Source organism: Streptomyces sp. NPDC026538 (assembly GCF_055567535.1).
Map to the genome: position 1 here is coordinate 94,556 of NZ_JBVHQG010000001.1, position 23,410 is coordinate 117,965.

A 23,410-nucleotide genomic window follows, 5' to 3' on the forward strand; every position below is an offset into this window, starting at 1 on the left:
CGCGGGACTTCACGCCCGTGCGGTGACGCGAGCGCACAGCCGACCGGCCCGCCGCGCAGCGGCCACCGGACACCGCATCGGCGCGCGGGACTTCACGCCCGTGCGGTGATCTCCCCCTGAGCCGGCCGGGCCGGGACCTCCCGTGGGACGGGGTCCCGGCCCGGTCGTGTCCGCGTCCCCTCAGTCGCCGAGCACGTCCAGGAGCCGGTCCACGTCCGCGGCGGTGTTGTACAGGTGGAACGCGGCCCGCAGGTTGCCCGCCCGGTTGGAGACCTCGATGCCGGCGCGGCTCAGGTCCGGCTGCCGGCCGCCGAGTCCGGGCACCGAGACGATCGCCGAACCGGGTGCGGGCAGGGGCGCGTGCCCGAGGGCGGCGAGTCCGGCCCGGAACCGGTCGGCGAGGGCCACGTCGTGGGCGTGCACGGCGGCCACCCCGAGTTCCTCGATCAGGTCGAGGGAGCGGCGCAGGCCCGCCAAGGTGAACAGGGCGTGGGTGAGGTCGAACCGGCGGGCGGAGTGCGCGAGTTCGGCGACCGGGCCGTAGCAGCTGTCCCACGGCTCCTCGCCCGCGACCCAGCCGGCGAGCAGCGGGGTCAGCCCGCCGAAGTCCTCGGGGACCACGAGGAAGGCTGTGCCGTGCGGGCCGAGCAGCCACTTGAAGGAGACCGCGGCCGAGAAGTCGTGGTCGTCGGCTTCCATCGGGAGCCAGCCGGCGGACTGGGAGAAGTCGACGTAGGTACGCGCCCCGTGCTCGCGGGCGGCCTCCCGCAGGGCCGGCAGGTCGGCGACGCGTCCGTCGGCGGACTGGGCGGCGCTGACCGCGACCAGCGCGGTGCCGGGGCGGACGGACTCGGCGATCCGCTCCAGCGGCACGGCGCGCACCTTGAGGTCGCCGCGGACGTGGAACGGGTTCAGCACGGAGGTGAAGTCGTCCTCGGCGGTGAGGACTTCGGCGCCGGCGGGCAGCGAGGCGGCGATCACACCGGAGTGCGCGGCGACCGACGCGCCCACCGCGACCCGGGTCGCGGGGACGCCGGCGAGCCGGGCGTACGCGGCCCGGCTGGCCTCCACGTCCTCGTACAGCGAGGTCAGCGGACGGCCCTCGGCCCGCAGCAGCGCCGCCTCGTGCAGGGCGACGACGGTGCGGGCCGGCAGCAGGCCGTTGCTGGCGGTGTTCAGGTAGGTGCTCTTCGGGCTGAACTCGGCGCGGACGAGGCTCTCGAACGTCTCCGTGGTCTCCATGGCTCCATGCTGCGGCCCACGGAACCCCCCGTCCATTGCGGATTTTTACGCAGAACCGCTAAGCCCTGCTTATACGACCGCTCTGACCTGGGATTTCTCAGTGCTGCGGGACCGCGCACCCGTCCGGCCCGCAGGCCTCGGCGTCACCCTCGTCGATGAGCTGCAGCGGGGAACGCGCACCCCAGGCCTGGCCGAGCGCCTGGGTGAACACCTCGGCGGGCTGGGCGCCGGAGACCCCGTACTTCCGGTCGAGGACGAAGAAGGGCACCCCGTTGGCGCCGAGCTGGGCGGCCTCGCGCTCGTCGGCGCGGACGTCGTCGGCGTAGCGGGCCGGGTCGGCGAGCACCCCGCGCACCGCCTCCGCGTCCAGCCCGGCCTCCACGGCCAGTTCGACGAGCCGCTCGGCGCCCTCGGTGAACAGGGACCGTTCCTCGGCGAAGTTCGCCCGGTACAGGAGCTGGATCAGCTCGTCCTGCCGGCCCTGCTCCTTGGCGAAGTGCAGCAGCCGGTGCATGTCGAAGGTGTTGCCGTGGTCCCGGCCGCGGGTCTGGTAGTCGAGGCCCTCGGCGGCGGCCTGGGCGCCCAGGTTGTCCTCGCCGGCCTGGGCCTGCGCCTCGCTCATGCCGTACTTCCTGGTAAGCATGGCGAGCACGGGCTGGACGTCGTCCTTGGCGCGGCCGGGGTCCAGCTCGAAGGAGCGGTGCACGACCTCGACCTGCTCGCGGTGCGGGAAGGCAGCGAGCGCCTTCTCGAAGCGGGCCTTGCCCACGTAGCACCACGGGCAGGCGATGTCGCTCCAGATCTCGACGCGCATGTCTTCGGCTCTCCAGGTAGTAAGACGTCTCTCTCGAGTGCCTGAACCTTCAAACAGCCCGCTTCATTCCCCGCCCACCGCGTACCGCAGATACAGGTGGTGGTCACCGTCGGCGGGCGGGTGCTCCGGGTCCGGCACCCAGCCCTGGCGGGCGTAGAAGGCCTGGGCCCGCCGGTTGTCGGTGTGCACGTCGAGCACGGCAGTCCGCCTGCCGTCGGCCCGCCACTGCTCCAGGCAGGCGCTGTGCAGGGCGGTGCCGACCCCGGCCCGCCAGTGGTCGGGGTCGACATGGAACTGGAACAGCTTGACCGTTTCCGCGGGCGCGCCCTCCGGCGTACGGAAGGAGGCGATCGCGGTGATCACGCCCGCTTCCACCACGCACAGCACCTGCCCGTCGGGCCGTTCGACGGCTCCCCGCCAGGCCGCCGTCCAGTCGACGCCGTCGTCCGGCAGACCGTCCGGGTAGTACGTCGACCGGGCCCGGTGGTGCAGCGCGGCGATCTTCTCGGCCTCGGCGGGCAGGGCCGTACGGATCACCCGCAGCCCCTTCAGAGGGTCACTGATCATGCAACGGAGGACGCGATCACGCCCGCGCCGGTTCCTTGGCCGCCTTTTTTGCCGTGGCCTTCCCGCTCAGCTTCCGTCGCGGAGGTCGGCCGGCCAGTCGGGCCTGAACTCGATGTGGTCGTACGTCACCACACATCCCTCCCCTATCGGCGACTGGGTCATGAAGCCGACCAGGGCGCCCTCCGTCTCCTTCTCCCCGCCCAGCGTGAACAGCCGCACGAACACCCACCTCTCGCCGTCGCGGGAGGCGTGGAAGGCGAGCGCCCGCCCGGTCCGGCTGATCCGCAGCCAGACCGAACTCCCTTCCACCGTGAAGGCGTTGGAATCGTCGGAGTGCCCCCGGGTGACCACCGTGCAGACGGTGGGGACGTCCGGGGAGTTCTCCAGACAGAGCTTGGCCCAGGCCCGGTCGCCGACGTGGACGTACAGCACACCGGCGTCGAAGGCGGCACCGAACCCGACGGTGACCCGGGCGATCAGCTGGAAGTCCCCCTCGGGCGCCCCGAGCAGCCGGGGCGCGTCCGAGGCGGGATCCAGGGCCTCCCCGGTGGGCGACACGAACCGATCCTGCCGGGCCCCGGCCCACCCGGTGAGCACACCGCCCTCATAGAACCAGTGCCCGTCGGGCCCGTAGGTACGGAGGGGAAAGGGAAGTTCGGGAAGTTCCACGTCCATGGTCGAATTGTGTCAGCAGAACTTCGAAGCCGACCAAGGTACAGCCAACCTGAGGGGCGCGGGGGAACTGCGCGATCAGCCACAACGGACCCGCACCCCGCAGCGCACCCGCACCCGCACCCGCACCCGCACCCCCCACGGCGCTACCGCTCCAAAACCCCGTTGAACCGCCGAGGAAGCCCCAGCGGATTCTCGTCCCGCAACTCCGCCGGCAGCAGAGCCTCCGGCACCCCCTGGTACGCCACCGGCCGCAACCACCGCTCGATGGCCGTACCGCCCACCGAAGTGGACGTGGAGGTGGTCGCCGGGTAGGGCCCGCCGTGATGCTGGGCCGGCGCCACGGCCACCCCCGTCGGCCACCCGTTCACCAGCACCCGCCCGGCCAGCGGCGTGAGCTCCGCGAGGATCTCCGCGCCGAGCCCCTCCCCCGCGGCCTCCTCGGCGGAGACGTGCACCGTCGCGGTGAGATTCCCCGGCAGCCGCGACAGCACCGCCGTCGCCTCACCCCGGTCCGCGTACCGGACCACCACGGTCACCGGCCCGAAGCACTCCTCCAGGAGCAGGTCGTACGCCCCCTCCTCGGCCAGCCGGCTCGCCGGCACCGTGAGGAACCCCGCGCTGACGGTGTGCTCGCCGCCCGCGCCCGGTGTCACCGGGCTCTCCACGTCCGGGAGTTCGGCGCGCTCGGCGACCCCGGCGACGAAGTTGTCCCGCATCCGGTGGTCGAGCAGCACGCCCGCGTCGGTGTCGCTGACCGCGTCCGTGAGGGACTTGACCAGGCCGTCACCGGCGGCGTCGGCCGGCACCAGCACCAGGCCCGGCTTCACACAGAACTGGCCCACGCCCAGCGTCATCGACCCGGCGAGCCCGGTGCCGATCTCCCCGCCGCGCTCGGCGGCCGCGGCCTCCGTGACCAGGACGGGGTTGAGGGAGCCCAGCTCGCCGTGGAACGGGATCGGCACCGGACGCGCGGCGGCCGCGTCGAACAGCGCACGGCCGCCCCGCACCGAACCGGTGAAGCCGGCCGCGGCGACCAGCGGGTGCCTGATCAGCTCGATGCCGGCCTCGAAGCCGTGCACCAGACCGACCACCTCGGCGGGGATGCCGTGCTCGGCCGCGGCCCGGCGCAGCACCTTGGCGACCAGCTCGGACAGGCCCGGGTGGTCGGGGTGGGCCTTGACGACGACCGGGTTGCCCGCGGCCAGCGCGCTCGCGGTGTCGCCGCCGGCGACCGAGAAGGCGAAGGGGAAGTTGGAGGCGGAGTAGACGGCGACGACGCCCAGCGGGACCTTGTAGCGGCGCAGGTCGGGGACGGGCGGGGTCGCGGTGGCGTCGGGGTGGTTGACGATGACGTCGAGGAAGGCGCCCTCGTCGACGATGTCGGCGAAGGCCCGCAGCTGGTAGGTGGTGCGGGCGAGCTCCCCGGTGAGCCGGACCGGGCCGAGCGCGGTCTCGGCGTCGGCGGCCTCCACGAGGTGGCCCTTGGCCGCGTCGAGTCCGGCGGCGGCGGACCGCAGGAAGGCGGCGCGGACCGTGCGGTCGGCGAGGGAGCCGCGTGCGGCGTGCGCCGCGGTGACGGTGGTGTCCACCTCCTCGGCTGTGGCTTCCACCGCAACCTGTTCACGCTGCTTCCCGGTACGCGGGTCGACACTCCAGACTGGTGCTGCTGCCACCGCGGGTCCCTCCATGAGTTGCGTTCTGCCGCAGAGCCGGGTCACTCACCAGGGATGTTCGATATACTGAACGCTGTCTCTGATGATGAATATGCTGTTGGAGACTATAACCTCGGTTTCTCGTCCAACGAAGGGGTCAAGGGCGATGTCGGCAGGCGAGACAGGCGGCGGGGCACAGGTCAAGTCCGCGGTACGGACCGTGGAGTTGCTCGAGTACTTCGCCGGCCGGCCCGGTATGCACTCCCTCGCGGCGGTCCAGGAGGCCGTGGGCTATCCCAAGTCCAGCCTCTACATGCTGCTGCGCACCCTGGTGGAGCTGGGCTGGGTGGAGACGGACGCGACCGGCACCCGGTACGGCATCGGGGTCCGGGCCCTGCTGGTCGGCACCTCCTACATCGACGGCGACGAGGTGGTCGCGGCGGCCCGCCCGACCCTGGACCGGCTCTCCGACGACACCACGGAGACCATCCACCTGGCGCGCCTCGACGGCACGAACGTCGTCTACCTGGCCACCCGCCAGTCCCAGCACTACCTGCGCCCCTTCACCCGCGTCGGCCGCCGGCTCCCCGCGCACTCGACCTCCCTGGGCAAGGCGCTGCTCGCCACCCACACCGACGAGCAGGTCCGCAAGCTGCTCCCGGAGACCCTCCCGGCGCTCACCGAGCACACCCTCACGGACCGCGAGAAGCTCATCGAGGAGCTCCACCAGATCCGTGAACAGGGCTTCGCGATCGACCGCGAGGAGAACACGCTCGGCCTGCGCTGCTTCGGGGTGGCGATCCCCTACCGCACCCCGGCCCGCGACGCGATCAGCTGCTCGGTCCCGGTGGCCCGGCTCACCCCCGCCCACGAACAGATGATCAAGGACGCCCTGTTCGACGCCCGGGACCGCCTGACGCTGGCGACGCGACGGCTCTAGCGCGGCGCCGCATGAGCGGACGATGAGAAATCCGCCCGCACGGGAACGGACGACCCGACTTCGCTCGTCTGTCTGAGCGGAATGAACAAGACGATCAGGCGAGCGTCCGTCTTCGCGCTGCTGCTCGTGCTCGCCCTGCTGGCCAGGGCGACATGGGTGCAGTTCTACGACGGCCAGGCCCTCGCGGACGACACGGACAACCGGCGCAACGCGATCGAGACGTACTCGCGGCCGCTCGGGAACATCATCGTGGCCGGTGACTCGATCACCGGCTCGGCACGGACCCTGAGCAGCAGTGACCTCAAGTACAAGCGCACGTACAGGGACGGCAGGCTGTACGCGGCCGTGACGGGCTACGCCTCGCAGGCCTATGCCCCGACGCAGCTGGAGGGCATCTACCAGGACCTGCTGAACGGCACCGACACACGGCTGAAGACGGTCATGGACACGGTCACCGGCCAGCGCGCCGACCCGGGCAACGTGATCACGACGATCGACCCGGCCGTCCAGAAGGCGGGGTACCAGGCGCTCGGCGACAAGAAGGGCGCGGCGGTCGCGATCGACCCCAAGACCGGCAAGATCCTCGGGGTCGTGTCCACCCCGTCGTACGACCCCTCCTCGCTCACGGACGCCAACACGGCCGGTGCGGCCTGGAAGAAGCTGACCGCCGACGCGGACAAGCCACTCACCAACCGGGCGCTGCGCCAGCCGCTGCCGCCGGGTTCGACGTTCAAGCTGGTGGTCGCGGCGGCGGCGCTGGAGGACGGCCTCTACGCCGACGTCGACGTCAAGACCCACAGCCCGAACCCGTACACCCTGCCGGGCACGACGACCCCGCTGAGGAACGAGAGCAGCACGGCCCCCTGCGAGGACGCCTCGATCCGTACGGCGCTGCGCTACTCCTGCAACAACGTCTTCGGCAAGATGGCCGTCGAGCTCGGCCAGGACAAGGTGCGGGCGATGGCCGAGAAGTTCGGCTTCAACAACGCCAAGCAGGACATCCCGGTGCGGGCCTGGGCCAGCGTCTACCCGTCGGACATGGACAAGGCCCAGACCGGCCTCTCCGGCATCGGCCAGTTCGACGTCACGGCGACCCCGCTGCAGATGGCCATGGTGTCCGCCGCGATCGCCAACGGCGGCAAGCTGGTCTCGCCGCACATGGTCTCGCAGATCACCGACAGCGGTGGCGATGTGCTGAAGAACTACGACGACGACACCAGCACCGAGCAGATCGTCAGCTCCGGGACGGCCGAGCAGTTGCAGTCCGCGATGCAGACGGTCGTCGAGCAGGGCACCGGCACGAACGCCCGGATCGACGGCGTGACGGTGGGCGGCAAGACGGGCACCGCCCAGCACGGCGAGAACAACTCCAAGACCCCGTACGCCTGGTTCACCTCGTACGGCAAGTCCGACAGCACGGGCAAGGAGGTCGCGGTGGCGGTCCTGGTCGAACAGTCCGACGCGGCGAGGTCGGAGGTCAGCGGCAACGGGCTGGCGGCGCCGGTGGCCAAGGCGATGATGCAGGCGGCGCTGAAGTAGAGCGCCCCGTAGGGGCGCGGGGCTGTATCCATGTGCGGCTCCGCCGCGGGGGCGCGACCGGCCACCAACCACCCGCAGCCGAAAGCGCACCCCCCGCGCCCCACACCCCTACTTCACGCCCAGCACCTGCTCCACCGGATCGATCGCGAAGTACACCAGGAACAGCGCCGACACGACCCACAGCAGCCAGTTGACCTCCTTCGCCTTCCCCAGCACCGCCTTGATCACCACGTACGCCAGGAACCCCGCCCCGATCCCGTCGGTGATCGAGTAGGTGAACGGCATCGCGGCGATCGTCAGGAACGCCGGGATGGCGATCTCGTACTTGTCCCAGTCGATGTGCTTGACGTGGGTCATCATCAGGAAGCCCACGGCGATCAGGGCCGGCGCCGCCGCCTGGAGCGGCACGATCGTCAGCAGCGGCGTCAGGAAGAGCGCGAGTCCGAACAGTCCGCCGGTGATCAGGTTGGCGAAGCCGGTGCGCGCCCCCTCGCCCACCCCCGCCGCCGACTCGATGTACGCCGTGTTGGAGGAGGCCGAGCCCACACCGCCGGCCACCGCTGCCGCGCCGTCGATGAACAGCACCCGTCCGATGCCGGGCACCTGCCCCTTCTCGTCCAGCAGCCCGGCCTCCGCGCTGATGCCCACGATCGTGCCCATGGCGTCGAAGAAGTCGGACAGGATCAGCGTGAAGACCAGCAGGACGGCGGTGAGGACGCCGGCCTCGGCGAAGCCGCCGAACAGGCTGAAGTGGCCGACGAGTCCGAAGTCGGGGGCGTCGACGATCTTGTCGGGGACCTTCGGCGTGGTCAGGCCCCAGCTCTTGATGTCGGCGACCGAGTCGATGACGATCGCCACGAGGGTCATGGTGACGATGCTGATCAGGATCGCGCCCTTCACCTTGCGCGCGACCAGCGCGATGGTCAGGAGCACGCCAAGACAGAAGACCAGTACGGGCCAGCCGGTGAGCCGGCCGACGGCGCCCAGCTGCACCGGCACGGTGGTGTTCGCGGCGTCCGGGATCCGGCTGACGAACCCGGCGTCGACGAAGCCGATGAAGGCGATGAACAGACCGATGCCGACCCCGATCGCCTGCTTCATCGCCTGCGGGATCGCGTTCATGATCGCTTCGCGCAGGCCGGTCACCACCAGCACACAGATCAGGACGCCTTCGAGGACGACCAGGCCCATCGCGTCGGACCAGCTCATCAGCGGCGCCAGCTGGAAGGCCACGACGGCGTTGAGGCCGAGCCCGGCCGCGATGGCCAGCGGCAGGTTGCCGCCGACGCCCATGATGACCGTCATCACACAGGCCACCAGCGCGGTGGCGGTGACCAGTTGGCCGGTGTCGAGGGTGTGGCCGAACTTGTCCTTGGCGCTGCCGAGGATGATGGGGTTCAGGACAAGGATGTAGGCCATGGTGAAGAACGTGGCGAAGCCGCCGCGTATCTCCCGGCCGAAGGTGGACCCTCGTTCGGAGATCTTGAAGAACCGGTCGACGGTGTTGCCGGCAGGTGGCGGGGCGCTCTGCCGCTCGTCCACCTTCTGCGACTCGGACATGGTCGTACTCCTCGTTGCCTGAGTGATCGTGTGCGGATGCTGGCTGGATTGTTCCCGCGTCGAACCGGTTTCAGGTTTTCTCCGTGTTACGGAATCAGGCCTGAGGGACTCCGGTCGACCGGACCGCCACCGAACCCCCGTACGGCACACACAAAAAGACCACTGCTACGCTCCGGATCTCGCCGGAACGTTCCTCCGGACGTTCGCATGTCGATTCACCTGTCATTCGCATGACACAGGCACGCATGACACAGGTGCGCATGACGCAGACACCCTGACAGAAGAGGTCACCCGTGGGCACAGTCGTCGACGACGCCGCCTCCGCGGAGTTCCATGCCTTCTTCGAACGCCACTACGCCGAACTCTCCCGCCTCGCCCACATGTTGACCGGCGAGTCGGACGCCGCCGACGACCTGGCCGCCGACGCGCTGCTGGCGCTCTGGCACCGCTGGGACCGGGTGCGCGCGGCCGACCACCCGGTGGCCTACGCCCGGGGTGTCGTCGCCAACCTGGCCCGCACCCGCATCCGCGGCGCCGTGCGCGAGCGGCGCCGTATCGCCCTGTTCTGGTCGCACCGCGAGGAGACGACCGAGAACCCGGACATCGCCGGCGTGGTCGACGTCCAGGGGGCGCTGCGCCGCCTGCCGTTCCGCAAACGGGCGTGTGTGGTGCTTCGGCACGCGTTCGACCTGTCGGAGAAGGACACCGCGCTCGCCCTCGGGATCTCGGTGGGTACGGTTAAGAGCCAGACCTCGAAGGGCATGGCCGAGCTGCAGAGACTGCTCGGCGGCTCCCAGGGTGTGCCGCAGCGGGTGCACGCGGCGATGGCGCCGCGCGCCGGTGAGAGCGGAGGAAGGAACCGATGAGGCAGCAGGACGTGCACGACGAGCTGCGCGCCCGGCTGCACGAGACGGCCGAGGAGCACGAACCCGACCGCGCCCGCATCCTGGCCCGGGTCGAGCGGGGCATGGCCGCGCAGGGCCGCCCCGGCCATCGCGCCACCCTGCCGCCCCTGTTCGGCTGGGTCCGGGTGGTCAGCGCCACGGCGGCGGTCGCCGCGGTCCTCGGCGTCGGCGGCTACGCGGTCGCCTCGGCCGTGAAGGACCCGCCCACCGAGAAGACGGTCGCGGTGTCGCCGACGCCCTCCGCGTCCCCGGACGCCACCTCCCGGCCGCCGTCCCACCCGGCCCTCCCGCCGTCCCCGAGCGCACCCCCGAAGTCCTCCTCCCCGACGGCGGGTTCGACGCCCTCCGCGACCGCGAAGGCCTCCGCCACCCCGACAGCACCGGCCGCCGAGGGCGAGACGGACGGCCCGCTGTGGTCGGACGGCTCGGTGGACCCCCACAGCAACGACTTCTGGGCGCAGTCCGACATCACCCTGAAGACCTCCGCGCAACTGACCGCACTCACCGTGCGGTTGAAGGTGGCTCAGTCCGGCGTGGTGTCCAACGCCGGAGCCTGGCGCTCGCTGCCGGAGACCGACTTCACGCAGTCGGTGACCGAGCAGGACGGCTTCCTCGTCTACACGTGGACGCTCAAGCCGGGCAGCAGGGTCGCGGTCGGCGAGTGGGTGTTCGCGGGCCAGTACAACCACGAGCAGGGCGACCGCGACGCCAAGGGCGACAGCTACACGATCACGGGCAGCGCGGACGGCAAGCAGTACGGGGTGACCGGCGACTTCGCGACGCACACCAGCGGTGAGGGCGACTCCTGAGATCCACGGGACGTTCGCGCCCCGCAAGGGGCGCGGGGCCGTACCGATATGCGGCTCCGCCGCGTGTGCGCGACCAGCCACAACGGCCGCGCAGCCCGCGGCGCATCCGTCAGTTCATGGTGGAACCGATGGTCGTGGACCCGGTGGTCAGGAACACCGTCCCCGGCAAGGCCCCACTCGCCTGCCGCGCCCCGTACGCGCTCGTCGCATCCGTCGACTTGAAGGCCGGCGTGCTCACACCGCCGTCCCAGCTGTTGGCGGCGGACACGGCCCTGGACCCCACCTTGTCCGCCCCGCCCGCGTTGCCCACCGCGAGGTTCCGCGCCAGCCGTGCTGCACCGGTACCGCTGGCCGTCGACTTGAGGGTGGCGGTCGGGTAGTAGGTGCCCGCGCGGACCTGGATGACGGTGCCGGCGGTGGCGTTCGCGACGGCCGACTCCAGCTGTGCGGTGGTGGAGACGGTGACCGTGCTGGTGGCGGCCTGGGCACCGCCGTTCGACAGGCCGAGGTAGACGCCGCCCGCGCCCGCCGCGACGGCCACCGCCGCGGCGATCGAGAGGGTCCGGGTCCTGCGGTGGCGTCCCGTGCTGAAGCGCACTGGCCGTTCCTTTCCTTGACGTCGCCTAGGACGACGTGCTGACGAGGGGAGCGAAACGGGCCGGAGGGGCCGCCCCGGCCCGTTTCTGTCTCCCAGTCGCCATCGCGGCCGGAAAGGGTTGCCGCGTCCGCCGGCCGAGGCCTGCGGCCTACGACACGAAGTACGTCGGGTTCGGCAGCTTGTACGTGCGGTCCGCGTGGCCGCCGTCCAGGTCCGAGTACTGGTCGCCGAAGTTGGCGATGATGTCGTACCCGAGGTCCTTCTCGATGTGCTTGCGGGTGCCGGACTTGTACTGCACGGTGGTGCAGGTCCAGCTACCCGCGGTGGCGCAACCGCTCAGGTACGACGGCGGGTTGGCCGCGTCCTTGAGGAACATGTGGCCGGCGTCGAGGTTGACGTCGGCGCCGATCTTCTTCAGGTTCTCGACGGCGGCGGTGCGCTGCGCCTCGCTGAGACCGGAGTTGTAGAAGACCTCCACCCCCTTCTGCTTCGCGTACTGCACCAGCTCGGCGCTGCCGAAGACGCCCGGGCGGTCGGCCTTGTTGACGTAGGCCGCCCAGGTGGCCGAGTTGTACGTGTAGTTGTAGCGCTTCTCGTAGTCGAGGCTGAGCAGCAGCGTGTCGTCGATGTCGAAGACGACCGCGGGCTTCTCGCCCTTGCGGTGGGCCTTGCGCGCGGCGCGGTCGATGTAGCGCTGGGCATCCTGGTCGAGATGGGCCAGGTCCTTGGCGTACGGACTGGTCGGCGACGCCTGGTAGACGCCGCCCGCGTCGGCGGCCGTGCCGTAGTAGGTGTCGATGTCCTTCACCAGGAGCCCGATGTTGTAGGGCTCGTGGGTGGAGTTCGCGGTCTTCTGGCCGGCGGTGGCGGCACCGGCGCCGTAGAGGGCGCCGGCGGCGACCGCACAGGAGGCGGTGATCGCCGCGATGCGGAGTGACTTATGCATGACAGGAGTTCTACGCGCGTCATCCTGGTGGGCGCGAGTCCCGTTGCCTGATCGATATCTCATCCACAGGCAAAAAACGGGTCAAGCGCCCTGGAGGGATTGGTTCCGGATGTCCGGGTCAGTCCATGGTGGCCCCGATGGTGGTGCTGCCGGTCGTCAGGAAGGTGGTCGCGGGCAGTGTGCCGCTGGACCTGCGGGCGTTGTACGTGCTGCTCGCGTCCGTCGACTTGAACGCGGGGGTGCCGATCCCGCTGTCCCAGTTGTTGCCGGCCGACACGACCGAGGAGCCCTTGCTGACCAGGCCGCTCCCGTTGCTCACGGCGAGGTTCCTGCCGAGCCGGGCGGCGCTGGTGGCGAAGTAGTAGCCCCAGTTGCCGTTGGCGTAGGCGGTGGTGCGGTTGATGACGATCGCGCCGGTGTTGGAGTTCTCGGTGAACCCGTTGCCGGCGTTGCCCCAGGCGGCCGAGTTGTTGACGACGTGCGCCACCACCTCGCCGTCGCCGCCCAGCTTGTAGCCGTTGCCGTCACCGGCGAACGCCGAGTCGCCCCAGCGGTTGTAACCGTTGCCGAAGGACCAGGTGTGCTCGACGGTGACCGGCGAGGAGAAGGACCAGAAGTCGATCCCGTCGTCCGAGTTGTTGTACGTCCGCGCCGCCGAGATCAGGTTCCCGGTGCCCGAACCGAACTTGACGGCGATCCCGTCGGCGTTCTCGCCGTGGGTGGCGGCGTCGTAGTTGCCGTAGGAGTCGATGTTCTTGACGGTGTTGTTCACCGTTCCGTCCCCGGTGAGCGTGAAGCCGGAGTCGCCGCCGTCGATGGTCTTGATGTTGTTCCAGTTGGTCCCGGTGCAGGACTGGCAGACCACCGCGCTGTCCGGGGAGTTCTGGAAGGTGATGTTGGAGACGTTCCAGTAGTCGGCGGTCAGCTTGAGGATCCAGGAGCCCGAGGGCAGCGAGGACCCGTCGATCTTCACGGTCTCCGAGCCGTACGCGGTCAGAGTGACCGGCGACGACGAGGTGCCGTTGGCGGTGGACTGGAGGGTGGCGGTCGGGTAGTAGGTGCCGCCGCGGACCTGGATGACCGTACCGGCGGTGGCGTTCTTGATGGCGTTGGTCAGGTCGGTGGAGTTGCTGACCACGACGGTGGCCGCGTGCGCCGGGGTGGCGAGCACGGCCAGTCCGAGCGAAGCCGTGGTCACGGCGAGCGCGGTGAGGGAGCTGATACGACGCATGACGTGCGGGTCCTTTCGTCGATCAGGGCTGGCGGACGGGTTTCCAGTCGCCGAGGTAGGCGGCGGGGGTGTGCGACGCCGCCTCGGCGGCGCTGAGCTGGGGCCGGTTGTCGGGGACGCTGATCACCGCGCCCGGCCCGTGGTTGCGGTACTCGTGGAACCGCATGGACTGCCAGGGATAGGCGTCCCGCATGTTCGTGTAGGGGGCGACGGCATCGATGCCCGGGCCGATGAGACTGTCCCGCACGACCAGCGAGGGCCAGGCGGTGGTCTCGTACGTCGGCACCCAGGGCCGCGCCAGCTTGTACGCCCCGTCCTGCGCGCCGGAGGAGAACCGGCAGCGGACGGCGAGGAACCCGTGTGCATCGGCACGGGCGGTCGAGGGGGCGAACACCATGCCCTGGGGAGTGAAGTCCACGTCCCGTCGCAGGGTGCGGAAGTGGCAGTCCTGGTACACCGCGACCGCCCGTCCGAAGACGAAGTCGACATCGCCCTCGACGTAGCAGTTGTGGAAGAACTGCCGGTCGAAGGAGCCGAGTTCGGCCGTGTCGGCGAACAGGGTGTCCTGGTGGGCGAGGAGCCGCACGTTCTCGAAGTGCGTACGGTCCCCGGTGAGATACGCGGCGACGGCCTGGGTCCCGGTGATCTCCGGGTGGTCGGCGCGCAGCCAGTCGTTGGCGAGGGTGAGATCGCGTACGACGAGTCCGGCCGCCGCGGAGGTGAAGGTCGCGGAGCCGGCGGTGCCGTAGGTCCCCGACCCGTCCGGCTTCTGCGTCCCGTTGGCGTTGTCGTAGACGATCACGGCGGCCCGGGGGTCACGGCTCGCGCCCCGCAGGGTCAACCGCACCTTGTCCGCGGCCACGTTGACGACCTCGCGGTACGTCCCCGGGTGCACGACGATCGTCCAGCCCGGCCCGGACACCGCGTCCACGGCCCCCTGGACGGAGTCGCCGGGGCGGACGTGCAGGACGCGGCGGCCTTGGTCCGGGGCGAGGGGCGAGGAGGATCCGACGGCGATGGCGGTGGCGAGGAGGGTGCGTCTCGACAGCACGTCAGCACCCCTTCCATGGGGTCCAGTCGCCCAGATAGGTCTCGCGGGTCGCGGACTCGGCCTGTTCGGCGGTGAGCTGGGGCCGGTTTGCGGCGACCGTGATCTCGGCGCCGGGGCCGAGGTTGCGGTACTCGGCGAACCGCTGGCTCTGCCAGGGAAAGACGTCCGACATGTTGGCGTAGGGCGCGACCGCGTCGAGGCCGGGGCCGAGCCGGCTGTCCCGGACGACCAGCGAGGGCCGGGCGGTGGTGTCCGAGCTGGGCACCCAGGGCCGGGCCAGCTTGTAGGAGGCGGGCGGGGCCTCGCTGGTGACACGGCTCCCGGTCACCAGATATCCGTGCGGGTTGAGGACCGCCGTCGAGGGCGCGAAGACGAACCCGTACGGGGCGGCCGCGAGGTCGGTCCGGTCCAGGGTGCGGAAGTGGCACCGCTCGTACACCGCGGTCGCCCGCCCGAAGACGAAGTCGACGTCGCCCTCGGCGTAGCAGTGGGCGAAGTACTGGCGGGCGACGACACCGAGGGCCGTCGAGTCGGCGTACAGGGTGTCCTGATGCCCGAGGAAGCGGCAGTGGTGGAAGGCGCTGCGATCGCCCTGGGCCTTGAGGGCGACGGCCTGGGTGCCGGTGATGTCCGGGTGGTCGGCGCGCAGCCAGTCGTTGGCGAAGGTGATCCAGCGGGCGGTGAAGCCGTCGGCCTGCACGGTGGCGGTGGCGGAGCCGGTGGTGCCGTAGGTCCCGCCGCCGGGCTTGGCGGTGCCGGCCGCGTTGTCGTGGACGATGACGACGTCCCGCGGGTCCTCGGAGGCGCCGATCCAGGTGGCCTCGGTGCGGGTGGTGTCCAGGGCGACCGTCTCCCGGTAGACGCCCGGGGCGAGGACGAGGGTACGGCCTCTGCCGGTGGCGGCGGTGACGGCGGCCTGGACGGTGGTGAAGTCGCCGCGGCCGTGCGGGTCGACGTACAGGGTCTCCGGGGTGAGACGGTGTTCGGGCGACCCGTAGCGCCCGAACGGACGGCGGCCGCCGACGACGGCCCGCGCGGGGCCGGCGGCGAGGCCGAGCGCGGCGCCCGCCCCGGCGCCCGCGATCAGGAAACCCCTTCTGGACAGGGGAGGTCGTGGATGGTGCGAGGGCATGCGGATGCTCCTTCGCGGTGCGGCTCGGGTGAAGGTGAGGGAGGGGACCGGGGCGGTGGGGCGCCCCGGCCCGAGGACGCGACAGGGTCAGCGCAGCCGGCCGGCCCCGGCCCCGCAGTCGACGACGCGTGGCACGGCCCGTGCCGGGTCGATCCTCGTGCGCAGGGTCGGGGTCCAGGTCGAACCCGCCTGGAGGGTCTCGGCGGGGATCTGCGCGTTGTGGACGGCGATCAGGTCCGTCGGCTCACCGTTGACGTAGTTGTCGTCGGCGGTGAGCGTCGACTCGTTCCACTTCTTCAGGATCGAGCCGGCCCTGACGGTGTCGGGCAGGGTGAAGGCGTTGTGCTCTGCGACGAGTTGGGACTCGATGCCGATGCCGTAGCTGTAGCCGTAGCCGTCCTCGGCGACGAAGTGGTTGTTGTAGGAGTCGACCTGCCCGAACCGCACCCGCGGCGCCCGCTCCACCAGGTCGGAGAACAGGTTGTGGTGGAAGGTGACCTTGAGATGCCCCCGGTCGACGGCGGCCGTGGACGCGCTGTCGCTGTTGCCGATGAGGATCGTCTTGTCGTGGTCCTCGAAGACGTTCCAGGAGGCGGTGACGTAGTCGGCGCCCTTGACGATGTCCAGCTCGCCGTCGTGCTGCTCGTAGATCCGCCCGAAGTAGTACGGCAGGGTGCTGTCCGGGTGGTCGCCGTCGGTGAACGTGTCGTGGTCCATCCACACATGGGTCGACCCGTAGACCACCGCGCTGTCGTACTCGGAGTTCCAGTTGCCGTCGGCGGTGTCGGTCGGGTCCCACTGCGGGAAGCAGTCGAGGGGGCTCTCGAATTCCAGGTTGCGGACGATGACGTTGTCGACGGCCTTGATCTGCAGGCCGGCGCCCTTGAAACCGGCGTCCTTGCCGATGCCGACGATGGTGGTGTTGGCCGGGACGTTCGCCTTGATGTAGGCGTCCTGGTGGGCGGCGGAGGCGCGGCGCAGCCCCTCCGGGCTGTCGTCGGGCTCGCCGTCCAGGTTGGTGGAGTGCCCCCAGGCCTCGGGTGAGTACGCGGCGAGGTAGGCGTCGAAGTCGTAGCCGGGCGCGGCGAACGAGTCACAGCTCGGCCCGTCCGCGTCGATGGCCCCCTTGACTCTGACGATCTTCGGCGCGCTCCCCCCGTCGGCCAGGGCGGCCTTGAACCCGTCCCAGGTGGTGACGGTGTAGACGTGCGCGGAGTCGGCGGCGGCCCCGCCGGTGGTCCCGGTGGCGGCCGCGCCCCAGCCGTCGCCGGCGCCCAGCACCTGGCGTTCGAGCGCGGCCCGGTGCGGGGCGGCGGCCTGGGCGGTCCCGGTCACGGCGAGCACGAGGGCGGTGCAGCCCACGACCGCTGTAATGACGCGTGCATGACACACAGATGTACGCACTGTGCGGGTCTCCTTCGGCTATGCGGTGGGCCAGGTGATCCAGGACGTGGGGATCTCCTGGTGCAGCCGGATGACGTCGTGCCGGGCCAGCACCCGGGTGCGCGGCAGCTCGCGCGCCACGAGCCGGGCCACGGCGATGGCCCCCGGCGGATTGAAGTGCGTGTTGTCCTGTTCGGTGTCGGTCCAGTTGAAGTACGTCTTGGTCGCCTCGGCCCCGAGCGACTGCCACAGCGCGAGCGACAGCGCCTCGATGTCGAGCAGCGGCACACGTTCCTGTACGGCGAGCGCGCGCATCGCCGCCGGGTAGTCGCCGTGGGTCGGCACGGCGTTGCCGTCGGCGTCGAACCTCCGCCGCTCCACGGGCGTGGCGAGGACCGGCCGGGCACCGTGCGCGCGAGCGCCTTCGACGTAGAGGCGCAGATGGTCCTGATAGGTGGTCCAGGGCTCGGTGTACCGGGTGGGATCGTCGCTCTTCTCGTCGTTGTGCGCGAACTGGACGAGGAGCAGATCGTGCGGCCGAATGGTGGCGAGGATGGCGTCGAGCCGCCCCTCGTCGACGAAGCTCTTGGAACTCCGCCCGTTGACGGCCTGGTTGGAGACGGCGATTTCCGTCCGCAGGAAGAAGGGGAGCGCCATTCCCCACCCGGTCTCCGGGGCCGCGTCGGCGAATTTCTGGGCGGCGGTGGAATCACCGGCGATGTACAGGGTGCGATGGTTCTTCTCGGAAGAGCGACCGACAAGGAGAACGGCACCGAGGGCCGCGGAAGTTACCTGTCTGCGCGTGAGGGACACGGGGTCACCTTTCCCACAGGGGACGACATGAACTGCTCAGGGGCGCGGGGAGCTGCGCGACCAGCCACGACAGACCCGCGGTCCCCCACAACCGCACCCACCCGAACTCAGTGGTTCTTCTTCCAGTCCGCCTGAGCCTTATCCAGCTGATCGGCCAACGTGTCCAAGAACTCCTTCGCCGTCAGCTTCCCGAGCAGCACCTTCTGGAAGTTCGGCTCGTTGTCGGCCTTGGAGACGGTGTTCCAGTCCGGCAGGTAGTAAGGAAGCTGCACGATCTTGGTGGACGCGCCGTTGAGCGCCTCGGCGGCCAGCTTCGTCGGCTCCGACGCCCGCACCCACGCGTCCTGTGCCGCCTCGTTGTTCGCCGGCACCTGCCCCGCCGACTCGTTCCACTCGCTGTTGGCCTCGTGGGACGCCGCGAACTCGATGAACTTCCAGGCGGCGGCCTTGTTCCTGCTGGACTTGAACAGCCCGAGCCCGTCGACCGGGTTGGACACCTGCACGCGGGTCCCGTCGTCGAGCGTGGGGTTGGGAATGCCCTTGAACTTCCCGCTCAGCGCTTTCTCGTGGTCCGCGTAGGAACCGAGGTTGTGGCTCAGCATCCCGATCGTGCCGGAGTCCCACTGCGCGACCATCTTGGTGAAGTCGTTGTTGACGTCGGCGGACGGGGTGTCCTTCTTGTAGAGCCCGGCGTACTTCTCCAGGGCGGCGACGTTCTTCGGGTCGTTCACCGTTGTCCTGTCGCCGTTCCAGAACGAGGTGATCCCGCTCTGCCCGTACATGGCGTCCAGCGCCTGGGCTATTGACCCCTCACCGCCCCGGATGGTGTACCCGAACTTGTTGTTCCCCTTGTCGGTGAGGCTGTCGGCCGCCGCGAAGAAGTTCGTCCAGGTGGTCGGCGGGTCCAGTTTGGCCGCGCTGAACAGATCGGTGCGGTACCAGAGCGTTCCGTTGTTCGCGGACGTCGGCACGGAATAGGTCCTGCCGTCGCCGCCGGCGGCTTTCACGCTCTCCAGGAACTTCTCGTTGAGCTTGCCGTTCAGGGAGCTCTTCGCGAGCCGGCCGTCCAGCGGTTCGAGGGCACCCTGCGCGGCGACCTCCGCGAGCATCGCGGTGCCGACACCGCCGACGTCGGGGAGTCCGCCGCCCTGGATGGAGGTGTCGTACTTGGACTGCACACTGGCGGCGGGCACCCCGACGTAGTCGACCTTGATGCCGGGGTTCTGCTTCTCGAAGTCGGCGATGATCTGCTTCCAGACGTCGGTGCGGACACCGCCGTTGTTGTCCCAGAAGGTGATCGTGCCCTTGCCGGAGCCCTCGTCGCCCTTGCCCTCCGCGCTGCCGCTGCCGTCGTCGCCGCAGGCGGTGGCGGTCAGGGCGAGCACGGAGCCCAGGGCGACGGCTACGGCCGCACGCCTGCTTCTGCGAATGCCGATGCTGCTCTTCATTGGTCGGCTCTCTTCTTCTGGATCCCATGGAGATGTGAGGTGGTGCGGACGTTCGGTTACCGGGCGCCGACGCGGCAGACGTCCGGGTCGGACCAGTCGGCGTGCAGGACCGGGTTGGTGAAGGTGGTCACCGGGTCACCGCCTTGTGGACCAGTGCGGCCGCCTCGTCCCGCCCGAGCCGCCCGTCGGCGACGACGGTGACGACGCGCCGTACGACGATCTCGCCGGGAGGGACCGGCAGCCGTTCGACGGGGGCCAGTGAGGAGCCGACGCCCGGGTACTCGGCGGTGCGGACGAACCAGGGGTCGCGGCGGGTGTTCTCGGTGGCCCCGGCGAAGACGAGGGTCCAGCCGGTGCCGGCCAGCGCCAGCCAGTCGGCGCTCCGGCCGTGCACCGCCTGCTCGCCCTCCCGGTCGGCCGTGAAGACGTCCGGGGCGGCGGCCTCCTTGCGGGCCCGCCAGAAGTAGCCGCCGTAGGCCGCGCCGGGGCGTCCGCCGGTGGCGGGGCTGCCGATCGACAGCGGGCCCTCGGTGACGTTGGTGAGGGAGAAGGTGAAGTCCAGCGCCCAGGCGGTGTCGGTGAGTTCGGTCGCGGCGACCGTGCGCCGCTCACGCAGCAGCTCGGTGCCGGCGGCGGCCCAGCGCAGCTCTTCCACGAACCCGTCGGGGTCGCTGAGCTGAAAGGCCAGGTGGCGCTGGGTGCCGTGGTTGTCCAGTTCGGTCGGACCCTGGTCCCGCACGAAGGTCCGCCCGCCCCAGAAGTTGAACCCCTCGACGTCGGGAACGGCGACACCGACGCCGAGGTGGTGGGTGTGGTCGGCCGGGGTCAGCTCGGTGACCGCCGTACCGGCCAGGGTGGTGACGGGATGCAGGTAGGGGCGCGGGGAGAGGCGGGCCGGCAGTCCGGGCCGGGTGACGTAGCGGGCGACCGGGCGGCCCGCGACCCGTAACACCAGGGTGTCTGTCATGTGCTCACCGCTTTCGGTGGGGCCCAGGGGGCGGACAGCTCGGAGTAGAGGGCGAGGGTGTCGGCGCAGGCCGCGACCAGTGCGTCGATGCCGGTGACGACCCGGCGGTCCTCCTCGGGCAGGAAGTGCCAGGCGTCGGCGGGCAGCGCGGCCGGGTCGCCGGCCAGCCGAATCGCTTCGACGACCTTCATGAAGGCGCCCGTCGAGTCGGGTTCGACCAGCAGTTCGGCGCCGGTGGTGAGGTGGTCGGCGAGGTTCTCCAGCAGGTCCGTGCTGCCGTACTCGGTCTCCTGCGGGCCGTGACCCGCCCGCTGCACCAGCACCCGGTCCTGCTTGTACCAGAAGGTGATCCGGCCGCTGCTGCCGTGCACCAGGACATAGGGGTCCCCGGGCTCCTCGGCGCAGAGGGTGGCGGCGACGGTGAGCGGGCCGCGCGGGGTGGTGACGCGGACGCAGGAGGTGTCGTCGGACTCGATGTCGTTGGCGCGCAGCAGTTCGGTCTCGATGTGGGTGACGTCCTCGGCGCGGGGGGTGCCGAGCAGGGCGAGGCCGGTGGCGACGGAGTGCGCGAAGGGGTTGGTGAGGACGCCGTCGACGACGTCCACGCCACCGATGCGCCGCTTGCCGGCCCAGGGCGCCCGCCGGTAGTAGGACTCGGCGCGGGCCCAGGCGCCGGCCCCGCCCACCCCCAGCACGTCACCGATCACGCCCTGTGCCAGTAGCTTGCGGATCGCGGGCACGGCGCCCGAGCCCAGCGACTGGAAGCCGATCTGGCACACCACGCCGGCCTTGGCGACCCCGTCGGCCATCCGCCGGAACTCCGCGTACGACGGTGCCGGCGGCTTTTCGAGGAGCAGGTGCAGGCCCCGCTCAGCGGCGGTCAGCGCGAGGTCGGTGTGGGTGGGGATCGGGGTGCAGATCACGGCGATCCGGGCACCGGTCGTATCGAGCAGGGCGCCGAAGTCGGCGGACTGCTCGGGCGCGCCGAGGCCCTCCGGCAGCTCGTCCGCGCCGAGCGGGGTCAGCTCGCAGATGCCGGCGAGCCGTACGACGCCCTTCTCCTGGAGGCGGCGGATGTTCTCCAGGTGCCAGCGGCCGTGGCCGCGCGCCCCCGCCAGCACGATGTCGATGGTCGAAGAGTTCACGGCATGCTCCCTGCGCCGGCGATCTTTGCGTGCAGGGTAAGCGTCCGACCCGGTCGGCCCGTGTGCTGTCTCATCCCTTCACCGCCCCCGCGCCGAAGCCGGTGATCAGCCACTTCTGGATGAAGGCGAAGACGATCACCACCGGTACGGCGGCGATGATCCCGCCCGCGGCCAGCGCGCCCAGGTCGACGCTGTCGGCGCTCATCAGGGTGTTGAGGCCGACCGGGATGGTCTGCTTGCTCTGGTCGGAGAGGAACATCAGGGCGAACAGGAAGTGGTTCCAGGCGTGCACGAAGGCGAAGGAGCCGACCGCGATCAGCCCCGGCCGCAGCAGCGGCAGGACGACGATCCGGAAGGCGGTGAGCCGGTCGCAGCCGTCGACCCAGGCGGCCTCCTCCAGGGAGTACGGCACGTTCCTGATGAAGCCGCTGATCAGGATCATCGACAGCGGCAGCTGGAAGACGGTCTCGGCGATGACGACGCTGCCGAGCGAGTTGATCATCTGGAGCCTGGCGAAGATCTGGAAGAGCGGCACCAGGAGCAGTGCGCCGGGCACGAACTGGGAGCAGAGCAGCGCCAGCATGAAGCCGCGCTTGAGCCGGAAGTCGAAGCGGGCCAGGGCGTAGCCGCCGGCCAGCGCGACGACCGTGGTCAGCAGCAGGGTGGCGACGCCGACGTAGACGCTGTTGGTGAAGTAGGTGGCGAAGCTGCGCTCGGTCCACACCTTCCGGAAGTGCTCGAAGGTGACCGGCCAGGGCACCAGGGAGGTGGAGCCGGCCGGGCGCAGGGCGAAGAGCAGGATCCAGTAGAAGGGGACGAGGGTGAAGACGAGGTAGATCCCGAGGGGGAGGTAGATCTGCCAGCGGGGGGCCTCGTCCCAGGCGCGGCGCTGCTTGCCCGGCCGGGCGGGTGCGGACACGACGGGTTCGGTCTCGGGGGCGATCTCGGTGATCACTTGGCGTCGCCTCCGAACTTGCTCAGCCGCAGATAGACCACCGAGCAGAAGAGCAGGATCACGAACGCCACCGTGGTCAGCGCGGAGGCGTAGCCGAAGTTGTGGGCGTCGACGCTGGTGTTGGCGATGTAGAGGGGAAGGGTCGTCGTCTCCCCCGCCGGGCCGCCTCCCGTCAGGGTGTAGAGCAGGTCGACGTTGTTGAACTCCCACACCGCGCGCAGCAGGGTGGAAAGCACGATGGCGTCCTTGAGATGCGGCAAGCTGATGTGCCAGAACTGCTTGATCCGGCCGGCCCCGTCGACCTCGGCGGCCTCGTACAGGTCCTTGGAGACGGACTGGAGGTCGGCGAGGATGAGGATCGCGAAGAAGGGGACGCCGCGCCACAGGTCGGCGACGACGGCCGCCGGGAACACCGTCGAGGTGTCGGAGAGCCAGCTGGTGCCGTACGACCCGATGCCCGCGTCGGCGAGGTAACGGGTGACGCCCGTCTGGGAGTTGTAGAGCAGCACCCAGATCGCGGAGGTCAGCACGCCGGAGACGGCCCAGGGCGAGAAGACCAGCGCCCGGCCGAGCGCCCGGCCGACGAACGTCTGGTTGACGATGAGCGCCAGCGCCAGACCGAACAGCAGCTGCAACCCGACTTCCACCACGACCCACTTGGCGCTGAAGGCCAGCGTGGACCAGAACTGCGGGTCGTGCGCGAAGGCCTGGGTGAAGTTGCCGAGGCCCGCGAAGCCGTTCCGCCAGGGCTTGGTCGGGTTGTAGTTCTGCAGGCTGTAGTAGAAGACGCTGAGCACCGGGTAGGCGATGAAGCCCAGCATCAGCAGGGCCGCCGGGGCGATCAGCAGATACGGCAGCCTGCGCGGCGTCGCGGAGGCACGGCGCCGCCGGGGTGGCGCGGGCGGTTTCGCCACGGCTGCGGCTTGGGCCATGACTGTTCTCCGTTCGCTCTGGTTACAGCGGGTGCAGGAAGCGCTTGCTAGATGGACGCGGTTGAAGCGCTTCGACGATCATCAGGGGCGGTTGTGGCGGTTGTGG

The 23,410-nt window shown here is 70.4% G+C and carries 21 protein-coding genes and 1 pseudogene; 4 read left to right on the forward strand and 18 right to left on the reverse strand.

The window, feature by feature from the left end; genetic code table 11:
* Nucleotides 1-180: 180 nt before the first annotated feature.
* From ACZ4N4_RS00465 to ACZ4N4_RS00485, 5 genes are all read right to left on the reverse strand, one after another.
* Nucleotides 181-1,242 carry an aminotransferase class V-fold PLP-dependent enzyme gene (locus tag ACZ4N4_RS00465; RefSeq protein WP_467582830.1) on the reverse strand — a complete coding sequence of 354 codons (1,062 nt, stop codon included), beginning with the start codon at nucleotides 1,240-1,242 and terminating at the stop codon, nucleotides 181-183.
* 97 nt (nucleotides 1,243-1,339) lie between these two features.
* Nucleotides 1,340-2,056, reverse strand: coding sequence for a DsbA family oxidoreductase (locus ACZ4N4_RS00470; protein WP_453573894.1), 717 nt, complete (start codon nucleotides 2,054-2,056; stop codon nucleotides 1,340-1,342).
* Nucleotides 2,057-2,119: 63 nt separating this feature from the next.
* Nucleotides 2,120-2,623, reverse strand: coding sequence for a GNAT family N-acetyltransferase (locus ACZ4N4_RS00475; protein ID WP_467582833.1), 504 nt, complete (start codon nucleotides 2,621-2,623; stop codon nucleotides 2,120-2,122).
* Nucleotides 2,624-2,689: 66 nt separating this feature from the next.
* Nucleotides 2,690-3,298 (reverse strand): DUF1349 domain-containing protein, encoded by a 609-nt coding sequence (locus tag ACZ4N4_RS00480; RefSeq protein ID WP_467582836.1) that lies wholly within the window; start codon nucleotides 3,296-3,298, stop codon nucleotides 2,690-2,692.
* Between the two features lie 143 nt (nucleotides 3,299-3,441).
* A complete protein-coding gene (locus ACZ4N4_RS00485; RefSeq protein ID WP_453573899.1) occupies nucleotides 3,442-4,971 on the reverse strand; it encodes an aldehyde dehydrogenase (NADP(+)) in 1,530 nt (509 codons plus the stop codon).
* A gap of 145 nt (nucleotides 4,972-5,116) precedes the next feature.
* On the opposite strand from ACZ4N4_RS00485, the gene ACZ4N4_RS00490 reads away from it, so the two are divergent.
* Entirely contained in the window at nucleotides 5,117-5,890 is a 774-nt protein-coding gene (locus ACZ4N4_RS00490) for an IclR family transcriptional regulator (protein ID WP_351694752.1), read from the forward strand.
* Between the two features lie 81 nt (nucleotides 5,891-5,971).
* Entirely contained in the window at nucleotides 5,972-7,429 is a 1,458-nt protein-coding gene (locus tag ACZ4N4_RS00495) for a peptidoglycan D,D-transpeptidase FtsI family protein (RefSeq protein ID WP_467582838.1), read from the forward strand.
* Nucleotides 7,430-7,537: 108 nt separating this feature from the next.
* On the opposite strand, the gene ACZ4N4_RS00500 is transcribed toward ACZ4N4_RS00495, so the two are convergent.
* Nucleotides 7,538-8,989, reverse strand: a complete 1,452-nt coding sequence (locus tag ACZ4N4_RS00500) for an NCS2 family permease (protein ID WP_467582840.1) — start codon at nucleotides 8,987-8,989, stop codon at nucleotides 7,538-7,540.
* A 293-nt stretch (nucleotides 8,990-9,282) separates the two neighbouring features.
* Here ACZ4N4_RS00500 and ACZ4N4_RS00505 point away from each other — a divergent pair, with 293 nt between their 5' ends.
* A complete protein-coding gene (locus ACZ4N4_RS00505) occupies nucleotides 9,283-9,855 on the forward strand; it encodes a SigE family RNA polymerase sigma factor (protein ID WP_467582843.1) in 573 nt (190 codons plus the stop codon).
* Complete coding sequence (locus ACZ4N4_RS00510; protein ID WP_467582845.1) at nucleotides 9,852-10,703, forward strand: hypothetical protein; 852 nt, start codon at nucleotides 9,852-9,854, stop codon at nucleotides 10,701-10,703. Before ACZ4N4_RS00505 ends, ACZ4N4_RS00510 begins: the two co-directional genes overlap by 4 nt.
* Nucleotides 10,704-11,028: 325 nt before the next feature.
* Here the strand turns inward: ACZ4N4_RS00510 and ACZ4N4_RS00515 are convergent.
* From ACZ4N4_RS00515 to ACZ4N4_RS00570, 12 genes and pseudogenes are all read right to left on the reverse strand, one after another.
* Nucleotides 11,029-11,301 (reverse strand): annotated as a pseudogene (locus ACZ4N4_RS00515) (right-handed parallel beta-helix repeat-containing protein); the annotation flags it as partial.
* 148 nt (nucleotides 11,302-11,449) lie between these two features.
* Nucleotides 11,450-12,247: an HAD family acid phosphatase gene (locus tag ACZ4N4_RS00520; protein WP_467582848.1), complete on the reverse strand. Its 798-nt coding sequence runs from the start codon at nucleotides 12,245-12,247 to the stop codon at nucleotides 11,450-11,452.
* Between the two features lie 118 nt (nucleotides 12,248-12,365).
* Nucleotides 12,366-13,478: a right-handed parallel beta-helix repeat-containing protein gene (locus ACZ4N4_RS00525; RefSeq protein ID WP_467582851.1), complete on the reverse strand. Its 1,113-nt coding sequence runs from the start codon at nucleotides 13,476-13,478 to the stop codon at nucleotides 12,366-12,368.
* 22 nt (nucleotides 13,479-13,500) lie between these two features.
* Nucleotides 13,501-14,526 (reverse strand): pectinesterase family protein, encoded by a 1,026-nt coding sequence (locus ACZ4N4_RS00530; protein ID WP_467585249.1) that lies wholly within the window; start codon nucleotides 14,524-14,526, stop codon nucleotides 13,501-13,503.
* A 4-nt stretch (nucleotides 14,527-14,530) separates the two neighbouring features.
* On the reverse strand, nucleotides 14,531-15,661 hold the full coding sequence (locus ACZ4N4_RS00535; protein WP_467582855.1) for a pectinesterase family protein: 1,131 nt from the start codon (nucleotides 15,659-15,661) through the stop codon (nucleotides 14,531-14,533).
* A gap of 87 nt (nucleotides 15,662-15,748) precedes the next feature.
* Nucleotides 15,749-17,065, reverse strand: a complete 1,317-nt coding sequence (locus ACZ4N4_RS00540) for a pectate lyase family protein (protein ID WP_467582858.1) — start codon at nucleotides 17,063-17,065, stop codon at nucleotides 15,749-15,751.
* 18 nt (nucleotides 17,066-17,083) lie between these two features.
* On the reverse strand, nucleotides 17,084-17,857 hold the full coding sequence (locus ACZ4N4_RS00545; RefSeq protein ID WP_467582860.1) for a rhamnogalacturonan acetylesterase: 774 nt from the start codon (nucleotides 17,855-17,857) through the stop codon (nucleotides 17,084-17,086).
* A 107-nt stretch (nucleotides 17,858-17,964) separates the two neighbouring features.
* Nucleotides 17,965-19,305, reverse strand: coding sequence for an ABC transporter substrate-binding protein (locus ACZ4N4_RS00550; protein WP_467582863.1), 1,341 nt, complete (start codon nucleotides 19,303-19,305; stop codon nucleotides 17,965-17,967).
* A 127-nt stretch (nucleotides 19,306-19,432) separates the two neighbouring features.
* On the reverse strand, nucleotides 19,433-20,272 hold the full coding sequence (locus ACZ4N4_RS00555; RefSeq protein WP_467582866.1) for a DUF6807 domain-containing protein: 840 nt from the start codon (nucleotides 20,270-20,272) through the stop codon (nucleotides 19,433-19,435).
* Complete coding sequence (locus ACZ4N4_RS00560) at nucleotides 20,269-21,417, reverse strand: Gfo/Idh/MocA family protein (protein WP_467582869.1); 1,149 nt, start codon at nucleotides 21,415-21,417, stop codon at nucleotides 20,269-20,271. The genes ACZ4N4_RS00555 and ACZ4N4_RS00560 overlap by 4 nt, the downstream gene beginning before the upstream one ends.
* 70 nt (nucleotides 21,418-21,487) lie before the next feature.
* Nucleotides 21,488-22,372, reverse strand: coding sequence for a carbohydrate ABC transporter permease (locus tag ACZ4N4_RS00565; RefSeq protein WP_453573936.1), 885 nt, complete (start codon nucleotides 22,370-22,372; stop codon nucleotides 21,488-21,490).
* Nucleotides 22,369-23,304, reverse strand: coding sequence for a carbohydrate ABC transporter permease (locus ACZ4N4_RS00570; protein ID WP_467582872.1), 936 nt, complete (start codon nucleotides 23,302-23,304; stop codon nucleotides 22,369-22,371). Before ACZ4N4_RS00570 ends, ACZ4N4_RS00565 begins: the two co-directional genes overlap by 4 nt.
* Nucleotides 23,305-23,410 lie beyond the last annotated feature (106 nt).

Bases quoted from the DNA above. Each gene is read 5' to 3' on its own strand.
- ACZ4N4_RS00465 (WP_467582830.1), bottom strand. From the start codon at position 1,242: ATGGAGACCACGGAGACGTTCGAGAGCCTCGTCCGCGCCGAGTTCAGC.
- ACZ4N4_RS00470 (WP_453573894.1), bottom strand. From the start codon at position 2,056: ATGCGCGTCGAGATCTGGAGCGACATCGCCTGCCCGTGGTGCTACGTG.
- ACZ4N4_RS00475 (WP_467582833.1), bottom strand. From the start codon at position 2,623: ATGATCAGTGACCCTCTGAAGGGGCTGCGGGTGATCCGTACGGCCCTG.
- ACZ4N4_RS00480 (WP_467582836.1), bottom strand. From the start codon at position 3,298: ATGGACGTGGAACTTCCCGAACTTCCCTTTCCCCTCCGTACCTACGGG.
- ACZ4N4_RS00490 (WP_351694752.1), top strand. From the start codon at position 5,117: ATGTCGGCAGGCGAGACAGGCGGCGGGGCACAGGTCAAGTCCGCGGTA.
- ACZ4N4_RS00495 (WP_467582838.1), top strand. From the start codon at position 5,972: ATGAACAAGACGATCAGGCGAGCGTCCGTCTTCGCGCTGCTGCTCGTG.
- ACZ4N4_RS00500 (WP_467582840.1), bottom strand. From the start codon at position 8,989: ATGTCCGAGTCGCAGAAGGTGGACGAGCGGCAGAGCGCCCCGCCACCT.
- ACZ4N4_RS00510 (WP_467582845.1), top strand. From the start codon at position 9,852: ATGAGGCAGCAGGACGTGCACGACGAGCTGCGCGCCCGGCTGCACGAG.
- ACZ4N4_RS00520 (WP_467582848.1), bottom strand. From the start codon at position 12,247: ATGCATAAGTCACTCCGCATCGCGGCGATCACCGCCTCCTGTGCGGTC.
- ACZ4N4_RS00525 (WP_467582851.1), bottom strand. From the start codon at position 13,478: ATGCGTCGTATCAGCTCCCTCACCGCGCTCGCCGTGACCACGGCTTCG.
- ACZ4N4_RS00535 (WP_467582855.1), bottom strand. From the start codon at position 15,661: ATGCCCTCGCACCATCCACGACCTCCCCTGTCCAGAAGGGGTTTCCTG.
- ACZ4N4_RS00550 (WP_467582863.1), bottom strand. From the start codon at position 19,305: ATGAAGAGCAGCATCGGCATTCGCAGAAGCAGGCGTGCGGCCGTAGCC.
- ACZ4N4_RS00555 (WP_467582866.1), bottom strand. From the start codon at position 20,272: ATGACAGACACCCTGGTGTTACGGGTCGCGGGCCGCCCGGTCGCCCGC.
- ACZ4N4_RS00570 (WP_467582872.1), bottom strand. From the start codon at position 23,304: ATGGCCCAAGCCGCAGCCGTGGCGAAACCGCCCGCGCCACCCCGGCGG.